Genomic DNA, 15768 nt, shown 5'->3' with positions numbered 1-15768 from the left:
GAGTGCTTAGGATAAAATTTTAAAATTTGCTGTGGCGCTAACCGCGGCTTGTCGTTATCGGCTAAAAGTGTAATAAAGGCTCTTGAGCGTTTAGCGTTAGCGCAGATTTTTTTACGGGTTTTGAGGAAATATTGGCTCATGAAATCGATACTGCTTTTTTCAATGATCACCCTGCTGGTTTCCGCCTGTGGCGGAGGCGGTGGTAGCGCTGGCCATAATCATCCCATGCCCACAGTGCCGGATTCCAATGACGTAACGGCAACACCGAGAGCCGGTGCTGATTGTTTTAATAACCTAGCCGATAACTACCCCTGTTTGAATGTGGATAGAGTCTCCGGTTTAAAGTTTAATGTGCAGGCGTCGGACATTTGGGGCTGGCAAGACCAAATCAACGGCGATGACTACGCCTTTTTAGCCTTGACCACCGGCACGGCGTTTATTCGCATGACCAATCCCGAGGCGCCAGAGTTCGTCGCCTTTTTACCTACGGCAACGGGCAGTTCATCTTGGCGCGATGTTAAACAAATTAATGATCACGCGGTGGTGGTGAGCGAAGCCGCCGGGCACGGCATGCAAGTGGTGCATATCAAAGGCTTGGTGGAGCGCAGCGACGGCGAAACGATTGCGCCTATTTATCACTATAAAGAGTTCGGCAGCGCCCATAATATTGCGGTCAATGACGATACCAATTTTGCCTATGTGGTGGGCTCAAATACCTGCGGTGGTGGTTTGCACATGATCGACATGAATGAGCCTCACATGCCCAAGTTCGCTGGCTGTTATGCCGGCGATGGTTACACCCACGATGTGCAGTGCGTGACCTACTGGGGCGACGATAGCAATTACCGCGGCCGGGAAATTTGCTTTGGCGCCAATGAAGACACGCTCACTATTGTCGATGTTACCGATAAGTCAGCGCCGCAACTGATCGCCAAACGCAGCTACAGCCAAGTGGGTTACACCCATCAGGGTTGGTTAACCGATGACCACAATTATTTTGTCTTGGGCGATGAGTTGGATGAAACAAATTTTGGCATCAAAACGCGCACCATCGTGTTCGACACCCGCAACCTGGCCAACCCAACCTTTGTTAGCGCGTTTAATAACACCACCAATAGCATCGATCACAATCTGTACGTGAAAGGTAATCATATTTTTCAGGCCAACTACACCGCCGGGGTGCGCGTGCTGCGCCAAGGTAATCTCGCTCTCGGTGAGATGCGCGAAGTCGCCTACTTCGATACCTGGCCGCAAAATAATAATGCCGTGTTCGACGGCGTCTGGAGTGTATTTCCCTTCTTCGATAGCGGCCTGATGATTACCGCTAACATCGATGGCGAGTTTTTTATTCTTCGGCCAAATCTTAGCGCCATTCCTGAATGTTCTGACTTGCTGGATAACGATGCCGATGGCGCCACCGACTATCCAGCTGATAGCAGTTGTTCTAGCGCTGAAACGCAATTCGAGCAGTAGCGTTAGATCCACATAAATCCAGCAAAAATATCAAAAGGCATTGCCAAAAGATGCCCTAGTACTTTGTTGTATTCGTGGTCTTAGCGTGGTCTTAGCGTGGTTTTAAGTGGTGGTTTTACATGCCAGTTTTACTAGGGCGTTTGATGTTATTAGAGGTTCCCTAGGTGACCTCCGCTAAATTTTCCGCCAAAAAATCTATCATGGCGCGCACCACGGGGCGGCGGGCGTTGGTTGCTTTCCACATCAAATAAACCAATGCTTCCTCGTGGCCGCTGATGCTGGCTTGCCAATCCGGTAGCACCTCGACCAGCTCGCCCGTTGCTAACTCCTGCTCCACGAACCAGCGCGCGTTGAGGGTGATGCCTAAATCTTGCTTTGCCCACTTGATCACAGCACTGCCGCCGCAGGCAGACAAGATGGCTTCTATGCGCAATTTTTTTATTTGATCTGCTTTTTGGAATTGCCAATAGGTGTGCTGTTTATTTTTAAACAAGGCCAAGCAGTTGTGCTGTTTTAAATCTTCCGGCTGGGTTATGGCTGGGTGTTGCTTTAAATAGCTCGGGCTGGCGACCAAGATGCCTCGGCTGCGAATCAGCGGCTTCACAATGAAATTAGAATCCGCCGGCCGGCCGTATCGAACCGTGAGATCGAAGGGCGACTCGTGCAAATCAATCATGGTGTTGTCTAGGCTCACCACAATTTTGGAGTTGGGGTATTTTTTTTGAAATAAGGGCAGCAGCGGAATGATTTTTTTGTCGCCGTAGGAGTCGAGCGAGCTGATGCTGACTTGGCCCTCGATGTTGGGGGTTAGGGCTTTAAAGGATTGGCGGGTTTCGTCGACCGAATTCAGGATGTCTAAACTCTGCTGATAAAAACTCTGGCCATGCAGGGTTAAGTCTAAGCGCCGGGTGGTGCGGCTAAACAGTTCGGTGCCCAATTCCTGTTCGAGCTTGTCTATCTGGCGCGCCACGGAGGAGGCGTTTTTATTTAATCGCTTAGCCGCTAGGCTGAATGAGCCGGTTTCGACCACCTGTACAAAGTGTTGCATGGCATCAAACATCTTGGCCTTCCCTGTTTGCGCTTTGGAGTAGGAGCCAGCCTTGGCTGGCTAAACGGGTATTCTAACGGTTTATTGCTGCGTCTGGCGCAAAAGTATTGCTGCAGGGTGGGTTATTTATGCAGCTAGCGTGAGATGTGACACTGCTGGGCACAGAATATGTGACATCAACAGGAGTCAATCACATGCAGTTACAACAACTTATTCAACAGCGTCGGTCGGTAAAACAGTTTGAGCCAAATTACCGTTTGAGCACGGCGGAGGTTACGCAGCTGCTCGACGATGCGATTCACGCGCCCACGTCGTTTAATTTGCAACACTGGCGCTTTGTCCGGATTTCAGACCCTGCTATGCGTAAAGAAATACGCGCGGTTGCTTGGGATCAGGTTCAAGTCACCGATGCCTCAGAGCTGTTTGTGATTGTCGCCGACGTGAAGGCGTGGGAGCGCGAGCCCGAGCGCTATTGGGCCAGTGCCGACACGGAAAAGCGCGGCATTTTGTTGGGCATGATCGACGAATTTTACCGCGGCAGAGAGTGGATTCAGCGCGACGAGGCCATTCGGTCTGGCGCCTTTGCCGCACAGAATATGATGCTCTCGGCCAAGTCGCTCGGTTTAGACAGCTGCCCGATGATCGGTTTTAACCAAGAGGCGGTGGCCAAGCTGATCAACTTACCCGCCGATCACGTCATCGTGATGATGGTGGCGGTGGGTAAAGCCGCCGGCGACGCTTGGCCGCGGGGTGGCCAGCTGCCACTCAGTGAGCTGGTGTTCGAAAATCAATTCTCGGCGCTGGCGCTGGTGTAACGCTAGATTGCGGATTGCGCGAGGGCTTCGCAATAAAAACTATGGCAACAAAAGCGGCCGAGTGCCGCTCTTGTTTTTAGTCTTAGTCTTGTAAAAGTACCTCTCTTATTTACGTGCCGCACCTGCAGGGTCGCCGCGCATACGGAATTGCGCGACGCTAGGATAGGTTGGCGCTGAGTGCGCCAGTGGCCAAATTTTTCTGCTTCGCGCGCGCCCGTTGCTTGCGCCGCTTCCACCATAAGGTGACGCCGGTGAGCGCCAGTATTAGTGGTGCGGAGCCGAGTAATGCCCAAATAATTTTTGACGCCAAACCGGCGAAGTCGCCAAAGTGCAGGCGCCGGTAGCTATCGACAATGGTGGCGCCCAGGCCGGCCGTGCGGATGTCGTAGCTGCCTAGGTTTTCGCCGGTTTGGGCGTTGAAGCTCACGGTGCTGGAATATTCGCTGGTGAGGAAGTTGCCGCTGGGTACATCGCCCCAGAAGGTAAAGTTGGCGCCCGGCTCCCAAGGGAAGGAGATATAAGTCGCGGTAAAACCTGCCACACTCGATTCCGCCTCCGTGCGCAAGTTTTCTAAGGACAGATCATCGCTGTATAGGCGCGCTTGCATCAGGTGGTGCTCGTGACCGTCGGCATGCTCTTCCAGCTCGTGCAGGAAGCCCGCTATGTTCCACCAAGCGCCGGTAAAGGCGAGAACGAGTAGGATGGGCGAGGCAACCACGCCGACCATTTTGTGCAGGTCGGAAAAGTACACCACCAGTCGGCTATTCCAGCGCAGGGTGAAAAAGTTTTTCCAAAACTTGCGGTGCAAATAGATACCGGTAATGCCGAGCAGTAAAAGTGCAATGGCAAATACGCTGGTAATCACTAAGCCAGCGTCTTCCAGCAGGAAGGTGTAGTGTAATTCCAGCAGCCAATCAGTGAGATAGTGGTCGTGCGCCACCGGCGCGGAAAGCACGGTGCCGGTATAGGGGTTGAGGTGCAGGAAGGACCACTCGCTGGTGCCCTTTTCCATCACGTAGGGTTGGTCGGCGCGGGCCGGGTCTTGGTACAGCACCCAGCCGACAATTTCATAGTTCGGCTGAGCTTGATTGATGTTGGCGGCGAGGCTGTCTAGCGGCAGCCGTTGCGCCTGTGGCTCAACGCGCACCTGATCGGGCATCAGCAAGCTGTCGATTTCGTGTTTGAATACCAGCAAACTGCCGGTGACGCAGATCACCAGCAGCGGAATAAAGGCCAGCAGTGCGGCCCAGCTGTGAACTTTGAAGAGCGATTTGTTCACGGAGTACCTCGTAAAAATAGTTGCGGGGGCCTTAGCCCCCGTTGTGTATTACTAACGCGTAAACTTAAAACTGCCAGCTGGCCGACAGGTTGTAGCTGCGCGGTGCGGCGTACCAAGCCTGATCGTACTTCACCGAACTGAAGTATTTCTCGTCGGTGATGTTGTCGAGGTTCAAGCCAATACTAAGGTCGTGAGTGACTTGGTAGTTGGCGTAGGCCCCCAGCAGTGTGTAGCTGTCTTGGCTAATACGCGCGCCTTCTGGCCCATAGTAGGTGTTGTCTTGCCAGCGCGCAGACATGCCCAGTTTCAGGTCTGGCAATTGTGATGGGTCCCAAGTTAAGAACAGCTTGGCGGTATTGCGCGGAATGAAAGTGCGCGCCTCGTTGCCGTCTGGATCTTCCATGCTCAAATGGGTAATGCCCGCCTGAATGCTCACTGTGTCGCTCAGGTCGCCCACGATTTCCAGCTCGACGCCTTCGGACTCTACGTCGATGCCGCGGTAGATGGCGAAGTCGAAATCATCGTCGTAAAAATCGTCATCGACGCCGTCGCCGTCGCCGTATTCCTTGAATTCCTGCAAGTTGGATTGCTCGGTGCGGAACAGGGCTAAGGTCACTAGGGTGTTATTGCCAAAGGCTTTTTTCAGGCCTGCCTCGTAGCTCTTGCCCTCGGCCGAGCCAAGGGATTGCAGGTCCTCGCCCAAGACATACTGGGGTTGGTAAATATCGCTGTAGCTGGCGTAGGCATTCAGGCCATCGACCAACTCCCAGGTAAAGCCCAGGTAGGGGCTGGTGCCGTCTTCGGTGGAGCTGGTTGGCACACCGTAGCTGATGCCATCGTTGGTGTAATCCACCGCATTAACGCCGAGCAATAGGTTCAGCTTGTCGGTCAGCGCCAAGCGCACCGAGCCATAGACGCGGTTCAGGTCAATATCTTCATTGGCCGATTGGTAAGCGGCACCCCAGTTGGGGCGAGCCAATTCGTTGCCCTGCCAGCCGGGAAAGGCGGGCATGGAAATAAAGTCGCTGGCCGGTGCCGGGTGGGCGTAAGACTCGGAGTCGCTACGCGCCGAACTGACACCCAACTGCAAGCTATGTTGTTGGCCCCAGGCGCTGAAGTCGCCGACCAAGCTGGCATCCAGAATCAGGTTCTGTCGCTCGTCGTCGTATTTGCCGGGGTAGCTCACCAAACCTAACCCAGTATCTGGATCTAGCCCGGTGTTGGAGTAGATATAGAATATCTCCGAGTTTTCGGTGTAGTCGGTGTAGGTGGCGGTGGTCACTAGGCGCCAGTTGTCGCTCACCTGCCAGCCTAGCTCGACAAAGGCCTCATCGGTTTGGGTGTTCCAGTAGGTCCAATCCATGGTCGTGGTAGTGGACACATCGTAATCGGCCTGGGTGCCATCCTTGTACAGCATGGGTAGTGCGCCCCAAAGCACGCCATCGCTGTTGTTTGATTGGTGGGTGTAGCCGGTGGTTAAGGTGAGGTTGTCGGATAATTGACCATCCACAACCACGTAGGCCACTTGGCGATCATTACCGTAATGGTCTAACCAGCTTTCCTTATCTTGATAAACACCCACAAAGCGCGCTGCCCAACTGCCGGAATCGGTCAAGGGGGTGGATACATCCACTTCTGCACGTGCATTGTTCCACTCGCCCAGGTTCAAGCGCACGCTAGCATCGAGATCGTTGGTGGGGCGCTTGCGCACGTAGTTGATGGTGCCCGAGGGGTTGCCTAGGCCGGTCACCAAACCGTTGGAGCCTCGGATGACTTCAACCTTGTCGTAGATGGCTGTATCTCTATCGCCCACCAGCAGGGTGCCAAAGGGCATGCCAATGCCGTCCACGTGCATGGAGGTGATATCGAAGCCGCGCGCGTTGTAATAGGTGCGGTCGGTTTCGGTGGAGTCCACATTGACACCGGTGGCCATTTTCAGCAGCGAGTTGATATCCACCAAGCCAAAGTCTTGGATGGTTTCTACGTCGATGATGGTGAGCGACTGGGGCGTTTCGAAGGCGCTTAAGTCTAAGCCCGTGGCGCCACGGCTTTTGCGGTCTTCGCGAATGCCGGTAATAGAAATTTCTTCGCTGAATTGGGCCTCGGCAGCTTGTGCCAGCACCACCGGGCTCGCCAGCGGCGTAGCGGCCAACAGGGCCTTGGATAGGAGGATAGAGAGTGGTTTTTTCATGGCTATTCCCAGTTGCAGCAAATTTAGTGGCGCGATGATACCAAATATAAATCTAAATGAGAATGATTGTACTTAAGGTTTTTCGCTGCGAGCTGCGAGCTGCGAGCCGCAAGCCGCAAGCCACAAGCCACAAGCCGCAAGCAAAAGGGCAAAGGGCTAAGTCTTAGGGTTTGTGTGGGCGTCTGGCGTTGTAGGCCGGGCTGATAAAAGAGTTTTACTTTTTTTGGGAATAAAACACTGGCTGTGTCGTTATCTCAGTGAATCAACCCAAAAAAGGATATACCCATGTTTAAGCACACATTACTTTTTACCGCCTGCACCCTGATTTCAACCGCCGCTTTTAGCCAAAGTGCAAATGTTGGCGTGCAAGCGTCGGTAAACGTGAACGCCGAAGCGAGCAGCCAAACGGCGCATTCCGGTGCGCAAAACCAAACCTCCACCGAGACCAAAAGCCAGGCCAGTGCCGGTGCAGAGACCAAGGCTAGCGCCAAAGCGGATGCACCTAAATCCACTCAGGAAACTGAGCAAGCGTCGGCACCTAAAGGTGAAGCGCTGATGGCCAACACTGCCAACAGGGCGCAAACCTCGGTAAACCACGCCAGCGACCTAGCGCACAGCGTTAACACCAGCGGTCTGGTTGCCGGCGCATCGGGTTCGCTCATGCAAACCTCAGCGGCGACCCTAGCGGCGACTTCTGGGCTTTCAGCACCATCGTCTTCGGTCAATCCATCGGCCTCGACCAACCTGAGCGCTGTAGCAAACGCTACCGGCTCGGCCCTTGCCAATGCGACGGCGCCAAAGACACCAGCACCCGATACGCGCGGTGCGGCTGATGGCATGAGCTCGGTTGAAGGCAGCGGTGAAAACGCGCTGGCAGCTTCCGGCCAAGCGGGCAAAAGCACCGCCCTGAGCGCGCAAAAATCCGTTGCTGGTGTGAGCCAGCAAGGTCAAGCGGCCGGCTCGACAGCGGCTAATGGCTCAGCCCAAGGCGATGCCTCGGCGCAGGCAATCACGGGCCTAGCGGCGGGTGCAGAGCAAACGACTCAGGTAGCTGGGCAAGCGACATCGGCGCTAAGGTCTAATGCATCGGGCAATGCAACCGGTGCTGTGGCCCCGGATTTGGCTGCCAACCTCGATGGCAGGGTTAACTCGGCGGCTGACTCGGCGCTTGCAGCGAACCTCGCCGGCGACGTTTCCGGTGTCGCCAAGGGTGCAGTTGAAGGCGCAGTTCAGGGCACCGTTGAGGCCGCCGTCGATAGCGCTGTGTCTGGTGCGGTTAACGACCAGATCTCCGCATCGGTGAACGAGCAAATTAACAGTGCCGTTGCCGCCGCGGTGAACAGCTCGGTGACCGACGCCATTACCGGCCAACTGTAACTGAGGCATAGCCCTAGGGGCGCCGAGCGCTGGCGCCCCCGCTTTTAGCAACCAAAATTAGCCGTCAGCGTTTTTCATTAAACCCAATTTATTACAGCCCTTTAATGTTCTAAAAAGGTAGTCGCCATGAACAAGCTAACCAAAAAATATGAACCAAAAAATGCGCCAACGGGTTTAGCCTTCGGCGCGCTACTCGGCAGTTTGCTGTTGAGCCTTCCCGTGCAGGCGCAAACGCCCAGTCTAAATTTACAGCTCGACTTAGGCGCGGAATACGATAGCAACGTCAGCGTAAAAGAGTTGGATAGGGTCACCAATACCGGCGATTGGGCGGGCGTTATCAATGTTGGCGCTAAAACCCACTGGGCGGCAACAGATAAGCTCAATGTGCGCGCCGGTATTTTTCACGACCACAAACACTATACGGAGTTCGATGAGTTTGATTTGGATGTTAGCCGCGGCAATGTGGAAGTCAGTTACGATTTCAGCGCCCTAACCCTGGGGGTGAGCCACGATGTTGCGCTGGCGCGTTTAGATCAACAGGATTTTTTACAGTTGGCCCAAACCCGTTTATACGCCAGTAAATTGATCGGCCAAAATGTGTATCTACGCGGCCAATTTACCCAGCAAAATAAGAGCTTTACCGATCAGCCCGAGCGCGATGCCGATAGTAAAATCTGGGGCGGCGACATCTACTGGTTTATGAATCAAGCCAACAGCTTCGTGAGTTTTGGTGTCGATCGCGATGACGAAGTTGCCCAGTTGGATAATTACAGCTACGAAGGCGTGAACCTGCGCGCGCGCTGGTCGCACAAGTTCACCTTTTTGGGCTTGGCGAGTCAAACCCAGCTGGGTTGGCGCTATTCAGATAGAGACTATCAAGGCCCTGCGATAGAGCCGAGCAGCAACGCCCTGGGCGAAACCGAAGCGGTCGACAATCGCGCCGACCGGCAACAGCATTGGGAGGCGAAATGGACCCTTGGCTTGAACGCCAACGTCAGCGTGGCGGCGAAAATTGATTACGCCGATTATCAGTCAAACTTGGCCAGCGCCAACTACCAGGAAACCGTGAGCTCGGTGCAGTTGCAGACTCGGTTTTAATGAGGCAGAAGGTCAGGCGATTAGTCTTGGCAAAAAAAGGCCGGCACTTATCCGAGGATAAGGCCGGCAAAGGTGCAAAGGGTATGGGGAAGTACGCGCGTCTTTTTACTTAAATAAGACCGAGTAGCGTTGGCAGCCATTCACTGATGGCCGGCACCAAGGTGACCAGCGCGAGCGCCACCAGCATGGCGATATAAAGCGGCAGCATAGGTTTTAACATATCGGCAATGGAGGTTTTGCCGATACTGCAGCCGACAAAGAGCACACTGCCTACCGGCGGTGTGCACAGCCCGATGGAAAGATTTAGAATCATCATAATGCCGAAATGCAGCGGCGACATGCCTAGGGTTTCGGCCACAGGCAACAAGATCGGTGTGAAAATTAACACGGCCGGGGTCATATCCATAAAGGTGCCAATAACCAGCAAGAGCAGGTTAATGATCAACAAAATAACTGTTTCGTTGTCGGTAACGCTTAATAGTGCGGCGCTAATTTGTTGTGGAATGGTGGCGTAAGACAGCAACCAAGACATAGCCGCCGAGGCGCCAATGAGCAGCATCACAATGGCGGTTGTGTTAACAGACTTGCGCAGCAGCTCCGGTAAATCTTTGATGCGAATCTCGCGATAAATGCCCACCGATAACAGGAGCGAATAAAGTACGGCAATGGCGCCGGCTTCAGTGGGGGTGAACCAGCCTAAAATAATGCCGCCGATAACCAAAAAGATCAGTAACAAACTTGGAATGGCGCCGAAAAAACCTTGCGATAGAGACACCAGCACGACGCTGGCGCGCGGTTTAATTCCCATGCGCTTGACATAAAAAAGTGCGGCGGCCATCAACAGCAGCGCAACCAAAATGCCGGGCAAATAACCGGCAATAAACAGCGCCGCAATGGATACGCCGCCGCTAGCGAGGGAATACACAATTAAAATATTGCTGGGTGGAATCAACATGCCAGTGGTAGACGCCGTTACCGTTACCGCCGTGTTAAAGGCTTTTGGGTAGCCCTCTTTATTCATGGCGGGAATCATAAAGCCGCCAATGGCCGAAGTGGCGGCGACTGCCGAACCCGAAATAGCGCCAAACAAAGCGCAGGCAATAATATTTACCAGCGCTAAACCGCCGGGCAGGCGGCCGACAATGGCGAGCGCGAAATCAATCAAGCGCCGGGCTATGCCGCCTTGGCCCATTAAATAGCCGGATAAAATAAAAAACGGAATGGCGAGCAAGGCGAAGCTGTCGATGCCGGCGCTTAAGCGCTGGGCAATGGTTGTTACCGCCGGTAAGGCATCGATACTGGCGAGCAGTGCCGCGAGTGTGGCTAAGCCAATGGCAATGGCGATGGGCACATTAATTAGCAATAGGATGAGAAAGACGGCAATGAGTAAGAGTGTGGTTAAGCCCATGATAATGATTATTCCGCTGGTGATTCAGTAGGCTCAACGCTGGCGCCTAACAGGATGGCTTCGGCGCTATACAGACACATCAATAGGCCACTCAAAGGTAAAACGCTGTACACCGCAGCCATAGGCAGGCCCAAGGAGGGTGAACTCTGGCCTAAAGACCAAGTCATAAACATCAAATTGCCGCCACCTATAATAAAAATAGCCACGGCGAAAAGGGCACAGGCTAGATGTACGAGGCGATGTAAGTTTTCCTGCACTGGTTGGCTGAGTTTGCGGGTAAACAGATCAATGCCCAAATGCAAACGCGCCCGGTAGGCGTGCACCGCGCCGAGAAGACCAATCCAAATCAACAGAAAACGCGCCAACTCTTCAGTCACAGAACTTGGTTGGCTGAGTAAAAAGCGGGTCAGCACTTGCCAGCTAACGTCCACCACAAGAAAGACTAATAAGCCGCTTAATAGGTGCCCGAGCGTGGTATCGAGTGTGCGGCAAAATGTCTGAAATTTATTCATGATGATTTTCTTCGGCCGAGTCGAGTTGTTGAATGCGTTCGATCAGGGGGCTAAGCGAGGTCTGTTGGCTTAGGTAATTTTTCACGCTGTCTTGAAATAATTTTTTATCGGGCTGAATAATTTTTACCCCCGCTAGGCGCACGGCATCGAGCGCTTCTTCGGTTGCCGATTGCCACAGTGCGCGTTGGTATTGGGTCGATGCCGCCATGGCATCGGCTAACCACTGTTGCTGTTGGGCATTCAAGCCCTGCCACACTCGCTCGCTAATAACCACCACATCGGGAATGGCGGTGTGTTCGTCTAGGGTATAAAACTTAGCAACTTCGTAGTGTTTAGAGAGGTAAAAACTGGGTGGGTTATTTTCCGCGCCGTCGACCACGCCCTGCTGCAATGCCGTATACAGCTCGCCCCAGGAAACCGGCGTGGCCGAGCCGCCCATGGCGCGCACCATATTCACCGCACTCTGGCTATTCATGACGCGAATTTTTTGACCGGCAAGATCGGCGGGTGAATGTATGGCTGCGTTGGTGGCGTAAAAGCTGCGGCTGCCGGCGTCGTAATAACCTAGGCCGCGAATGCGGTAGGGTGTGCCGGCTTCGAGTAGTTCTTTACCTAAATCGGAATTGAGCACCTGCCAAAAATGACGATTGTCTTTAAATAAATAGGGCAAGCTAAAAACCTGCATCGACGGCACAAAGGCCTCGAGTGAACTGGCAGACACTTTGGTCATCGCCAAGCTGCCAATTTGTAACAGCTCAATCACTTCGCGCTCGCTACCCAACTGACCCGAAGGGTAAATTTCTAAGCGCAGAGTGCCGCCCGAATTTTTTTCCAAGCTTTCGCTTAATTGCTTCATGGCTAAATGTACGGGGTGTTTAGTATCGAGACTGTGCGCCATGCTTAGGGTGGTAACACCGTTGCTTTCACTGCAACCGCTGCTAAACAGGGCGCCAGTAAACAGCAGCACTACAAAGCACAATGGTGGAATGATTTTATTCTGCATGGGGGAAAGCATCCTTGAACGCTTGAAGCGGCACTATGGCGCCTGGGTGTTGTATCACCAGAGCGGCGCAGCGGCTGCCTTGTAACACAGATTGTTCCGGGCTTTGGTGTATCAAACGCGCGGCCAAATAGCCTGCGTTGAACGAGTCGCCGGCGGCGGTGGTATCTTTTGGTGAAATTTTTTCGGGTACGGGAATTGTTGTGTGCACTTCAGGGGTGTAAAGCCTGCTGCCGGCAACGCCTTGTTTGACAACAATTTCTGTTGCGCCTGCGGCGCGATAGCGGTCGATACATTGGTCTGCGCTGTGTGCGCCATACAAGAGTTGTTCGTCGTCGAGGCTGGGCAGCGCGATATCGGTGCGCTGCATCATTTGGTGAAATATGTGTTTCGCCTGCTCGGGGTTGATCCAATTGCGCGGCCGATAATTAATATCGAAGGCGACTCGTCCACCGTTAGCGCGATAGTCTGCCAGCGCTTTAAAAAGCAATGCCCGAGCCGAGTCGGAATAGAGCGAGAGAGTAATACCGCTGAGATAAATAATATTGAAGGTGTCAAAGGTTTCTAACAATTGCGGCGCTAGGTCAAACAATTCGCGCGCCGGTGCAAGGTCGCGCCAGTAGTGAAAACTGCGCTCGCCGGCGGCGTCTGTCTCGATCAAGTACAGCCCCGGGGTTCGATTTTGCACTTGCAAAATGTGCTCGGTACCTAGGCCCTCTGCGCGCCACTGGGCAATCATGGCGTTGCTGAAATGATCTGTGCCGAGAGCGGTAAAATAGTCCACGCGGGCGCCGAAACGTGCCAAATACAGGGCGGTGTTGAGTGTGTCGCCGGCATAGCCGAGGCTAAATTGCTGGTTGCCCGCGGGTGCGAGCTCGATCATACATTCGCCAATGGCAAGTATTCTTTGCATAGGTTGTTCTATCTACCGTCAGTGTAAAAATTATAGAGTGAATGCCAATGATTTAATTGGTCATGCCACCTGACCATAATAAGACGATGCCGATGGAGAAATCAAGGGTATACTTCTCTATTGCGCGGTTATTGGCTAGTATAAGACCCTGCAGGGGGACTGATGGTCAGACAGATTTTATGGTCGCCCTTAATCGGATGAGACCTGGAGCATTAAGCAGTGGAATTGCAAACCGTAAAAGCTGAGCGTTTGTACTTAAAAGTCGCCCAACAGTTATCCGGCTTAATTGCCGATGGTAGTATAAAACCGGGTGATCGCCTGCCCTCTGAGCGGGTGCTCGCCGATAAACTCGGCGTCAGCCGGCCGACCATTCGCGAGGCCATGATTGCGCTGGAAATTTCCGGTGTTATCGAAATTCGCACCGGCTCTGGTATCTACGCGACCAAGAAGCAGATTCAGCAGCCGCAGTTGGAGTTAGGTGATAAAGGTGTTGGCCCCTTTGAAATTTTAGAGATTCGCTTTATCGTCGAATCCGAGGCTTGTGCGCTAGCGGCGGCGAGAATTAGCAAAGAGCAAATCACCGCGCTAAAAACAACCCTGGCAGAAATGCAGGAAGAAGAAAAACGCCCAGACGCCTCGGAGCAAGCGGATTGGAAATTCCATCGCATAATTGCCGAGGCCACGCAAAACAGCGCGGTGATTAGCATTGTGGATTGGCTCTGGCAGTTGCGAAATCAGTCTGAGCTAAGTACGGCATTTATGGAGCGGCTGCGCAGCGAAGGCGTGCATCCTTCCATTGATGATCATCGCAAAATCGTTTTAGCGCTAGAACAGCGCAACCCAGAAAAAGCCCGCGCCGCCATGCGCAATCACATCGAAAATGCCACCGCCGCTGCAGCGACGCATTTTGGCAGAGAGAGTGAATGATAATTAGCCACAAGCCACAAGCCACAAGCCACAAGCCACAAGCCACAAGCCACAAGCTGCAAGGCGGGGGCCGCCCCCTACAAGCGGGATGGCCCGCCCCTACACGCGTTAAGCTTGTAGGGTGAGAAGTATCGGACTAGGCTTCCTGTCTTGCAGCTTGCAGCTTGCAGCTTGCAGCTTGCAGCTTGCAGCTTGCAGCTTGCAGCTTGCAGCTTGCAGCTCTCAAATCCCTTCAACCAATCACCTTTTCGTTCAACACTGTCGCCAACCCCTCGCGATAAATTCGGCTGAAGGTCGTCTGAATCAATGTCATCAATGCCGTGTCATCAAGTAATGTCTTGCTAAATAATCCGCTGTGGGTCAGCAGCGCTTGGGTGTGTTCAAGGCTGGGAAACTGTGCGGTGAGTTGTTGCCTTGTGAGCATGGGTAAAAGTTTTTCCGCGCCGCTGTCGTTGATGGAAAATTCCTCGCCCTGCTTACAGCTCCTTGCTAGGTATGCCAGCCATGCCGCGATCACAGTTGCAGGCCCTATGGCTAACTTGCCAGCGGCGCGCGCTTGGCTGAGGGGTTGGATAATGCGTTGGGGCAGTTTTTGACTGCCATCATTCGCGACTTGTTGGCAGCGATAGGGTACGGCTGTGTTGGCAAAGCGCGCGAGAATACTGTCGCAGTACTGCGCGAGGTCCACGTCTTGCAGGTTGGCCAAGGTGGGCACCATATCTTGGCGCATCAAATTGCTGACAAACTGTTTCAGCGCTGGCTCGGCGACCGCTTGATGAATAAATTCAAAACCTAAAAGATGCCCCATATAGGCTAAGGCCGAGTGGCTGCCGTTTAACAGCCGAAGCTTCATGGCTTCGTAAGGCGCAACATCGTCCACTACTAAGGCGCCGGCTAAGCGCCAGTTTGGGCTGCGGGTAACGAAATTATCTTCGATAACCCACTGGCGAAAAGTTTCACTCAGCAGTGCGCCGGCGTCGCTTAGCCCGGTTGCTTGGCTTATGCTATCGACATGTTGCGCCGTGGTGGCGGGCACGATGCGATCCACCATGGTGCTGCAAAAACCTAAGTGAGTCTCGATCCAACTCGCCAGCTCGCTATCTTGTAAACGCGCGGCGGTGAGTAACCCGTGCTTTAGCAGTTGCGCGTTGTCCGGTAAGTTGTCACAACTTAAAATATTGAGCCCCGGCAAGTCTTTGGCGCGGCGAACGCGGCTGGCTTCCAATAAAAAACCGATCAGGGTTTTCGGTGCGGCGGCGCGGGTGATATCGCTTTGAATGTCGGGGTTGTCGAGATCGAGTTCGCGGCTGCCGGGAATGAGGCAGTAGCCTTTTTCCGTCACGGTTATAGTGACCACATAGGTGTTGGGGCTTGCCAGCGCGTCGATCACGGCGCTCGGATTTTCTGGTGCCACTAACACCGAATCGATAGCGCCGATAACACGCAATTGCTCCTGGCCCGCATCCTTTTCTTTTAGCGTGTAAAGGTAATCTTGCTCGCGCATTTTGTCGCGCATGGCGGGGCTGCGTAAACTCACGGCGATAATGCGCCAGTCGCCGTCGGTTTTGCCGAGTAGGTCGTCAATAAAAACCGCTTGGTGAGCGCGGTGAAAATTGCCAATACCCATGTGCACAATACCAACTGCGCGCGAATGTGGATCATACCCAGGCCGCTTCACCGACGCGGGTAGTTTGTCTAGGGTGGCGTAACTTAGCGAGTCGTTCATG

13 protein-coding genes are annotated in these 15768 nt (G+C 53.6%); 5 read left to right on the top strand and 8 right to left on the bottom strand.

The features are described from left to right. Positions 1–138: 138 nt before the first annotated feature. Entirely contained in the window at positions 139–1473 is a 1335-nt protein-coding gene (locus QWY82_RS01765) for a choice-of-anchor B family protein (RefSeq protein WP_290259419.1), read from the top strand. A gap of 160 nt (positions 1474–1633) precedes the next feature. On the opposite strand, the gene QWY82_RS01760 is transcribed toward QWY82_RS01765, so the two are convergent. Further along, positions 1634–2533: a LysR family transcriptional regulator gene (locus tag QWY82_RS01760; RefSeq protein WP_290259418.1), complete on the bottom strand. Its 900-nt coding sequence runs from the start codon at positions 2531–2533 to the stop codon at positions 1634–1636. A 182-nt stretch (positions 2534–2715) separates the two neighbouring features. Between QWY82_RS01760 and QWY82_RS01755 the strand changes: the two genes are divergently transcribed. After that, the gene (locus QWY82_RS01755; RefSeq protein ID WP_290259417.1) at positions 2716–3336 is read left to right on the top strand and encodes a nitroreductase family protein; all 621 of its coding nucleotides are present in this window, start codon (positions 2716–2718) and stop codon (positions 3334–3336) included. Positions 3337–3493: 157 nt separating this feature from the next. Here the strand turns inward: QWY82_RS01755 and QWY82_RS01750 are convergent, their stop codons facing one another. After that, complete coding sequence (locus QWY82_RS01750; protein ID WP_290259416.1) at positions 3494–4615, bottom strand: PepSY-associated TM helix domain-containing protein; 1122 nt, start codon at positions 4613–4615, stop codon at positions 3494–3496. Positions 4616–4679: 64 nt separating this feature from the next. Beyond that, the gene (locus QWY82_RS01745) at positions 4680–6806 is read right to left on the bottom strand and encodes a TonB-dependent siderophore receptor (protein ID WP_290259415.1); all 2127 of its coding nucleotides are present in this window, start codon (positions 6804–6806) and stop codon (positions 4680–4682) included. A gap of 285 nt (positions 6807–7091) precedes the next feature. Between QWY82_RS01745 and QWY82_RS01740 the strand changes: the two genes are divergently transcribed. Both QWY82_RS01740 and QWY82_RS01735 read left to right on the top strand, forming a co-directional pair. Continuing rightward, a complete protein-coding gene (locus tag QWY82_RS01740) occupies positions 7092–8183 on the top strand; it encodes a hypothetical protein (RefSeq protein ID WP_290259413.1) in 1092 nt (363 codons plus the stop codon). Between the two features lie 126 nt (positions 8184–8309). Further along, positions 8310–9281: a surface lipoprotein assembly modifier gene (locus QWY82_RS01735; protein WP_290259412.1), complete on the top strand. Its 972-nt coding sequence runs from the start codon at positions 8310–8312 to the stop codon at positions 9279–9281. A 109-nt stretch (positions 9282–9390) separates the two neighbouring features. On the opposite strand, the gene QWY82_RS01730 is transcribed toward QWY82_RS01735, so the two are convergent. The 4 genes from QWY82_RS01730 to QWY82_RS01715 are packed head-to-tail and all read right to left on the bottom strand — an operon-like array spanning position 9391 to position 13114. Beyond that, positions 9391–10689 carry a TRAP transporter large permease gene (locus QWY82_RS01730; RefSeq protein ID WP_290259411.1) on the bottom strand — a complete coding sequence of 433 codons (1299 nt, stop codon included), beginning with the start codon at positions 10687–10689 and terminating at the stop codon, positions 9391–9393. Between the two features lie 8 nt (positions 10690–10697). Next, the gene (locus QWY82_RS01725; protein ID WP_290259410.1) at positions 10698–11201 is read right to left on the bottom strand and encodes a TRAP transporter small permease; all 504 of its coding nucleotides are present in this window, start codon (positions 11199–11201) and stop codon (positions 10698–10700) included. Continuing rightward, the gene (locus QWY82_RS01720) at positions 11194–12204 is read right to left on the bottom strand and encodes a TRAP transporter substrate-binding protein (protein WP_380736119.1); all 1011 of its coding nucleotides are present in this window, start codon (positions 12202–12204) and stop codon (positions 11194–11196) included. Before QWY82_RS01720 ends, QWY82_RS01725 begins: the two co-directional genes overlap by 8 nt. Further along, a complete protein-coding gene (locus QWY82_RS01715; protein WP_290259409.1) occupies positions 12194–13114 on the bottom strand; it encodes a sugar kinase in 921 nt (306 codons plus the stop codon). Before QWY82_RS01715 ends, QWY82_RS01720 begins: the two co-directional genes overlap by 11 nt. Before the next feature lie 219 nt (positions 13115–13333). Here QWY82_RS01715 and QWY82_RS01710 point away from each other — a divergent pair, with 219 nt between their 5' ends. Beyond that, on the top strand, positions 13334–14041 hold the full coding sequence (locus QWY82_RS01710; protein WP_290259408.1) for a FadR/GntR family transcriptional regulator: 708 nt from the start codon (positions 13334–13336) through the stop codon (positions 14039–14041). A gap of 232 nt (positions 14042–14273) precedes the next feature. Here QWY82_RS01710 and QWY82_RS01705 read toward each other — a convergent pair whose 3' ends face one another. Continuing rightward, positions 14274–15767 carry a mannitol dehydrogenase family protein gene (locus QWY82_RS01705; protein ID WP_290259407.1) on the bottom strand — a complete coding sequence of 498 codons (1494 nt, stop codon included), beginning with the start codon at positions 15765–15767 and terminating at the stop codon, positions 14274–14276. Between the last annotated feature and the right edge of the window lies 1 nt (position 15768).

It is taken from the genome of Simiduia curdlanivorans, assembly GCF_030409605.1.
Classification (GTDB): Bacteria; Pseudomonadota; Gammaproteobacteria; order Pseudomonadales; family Cellvibrionaceae; genus Simiduia; species Simiduia curdlanivorans.
This window is presented reverse-complemented; position numbering and strand designations above follow the sequence as displayed.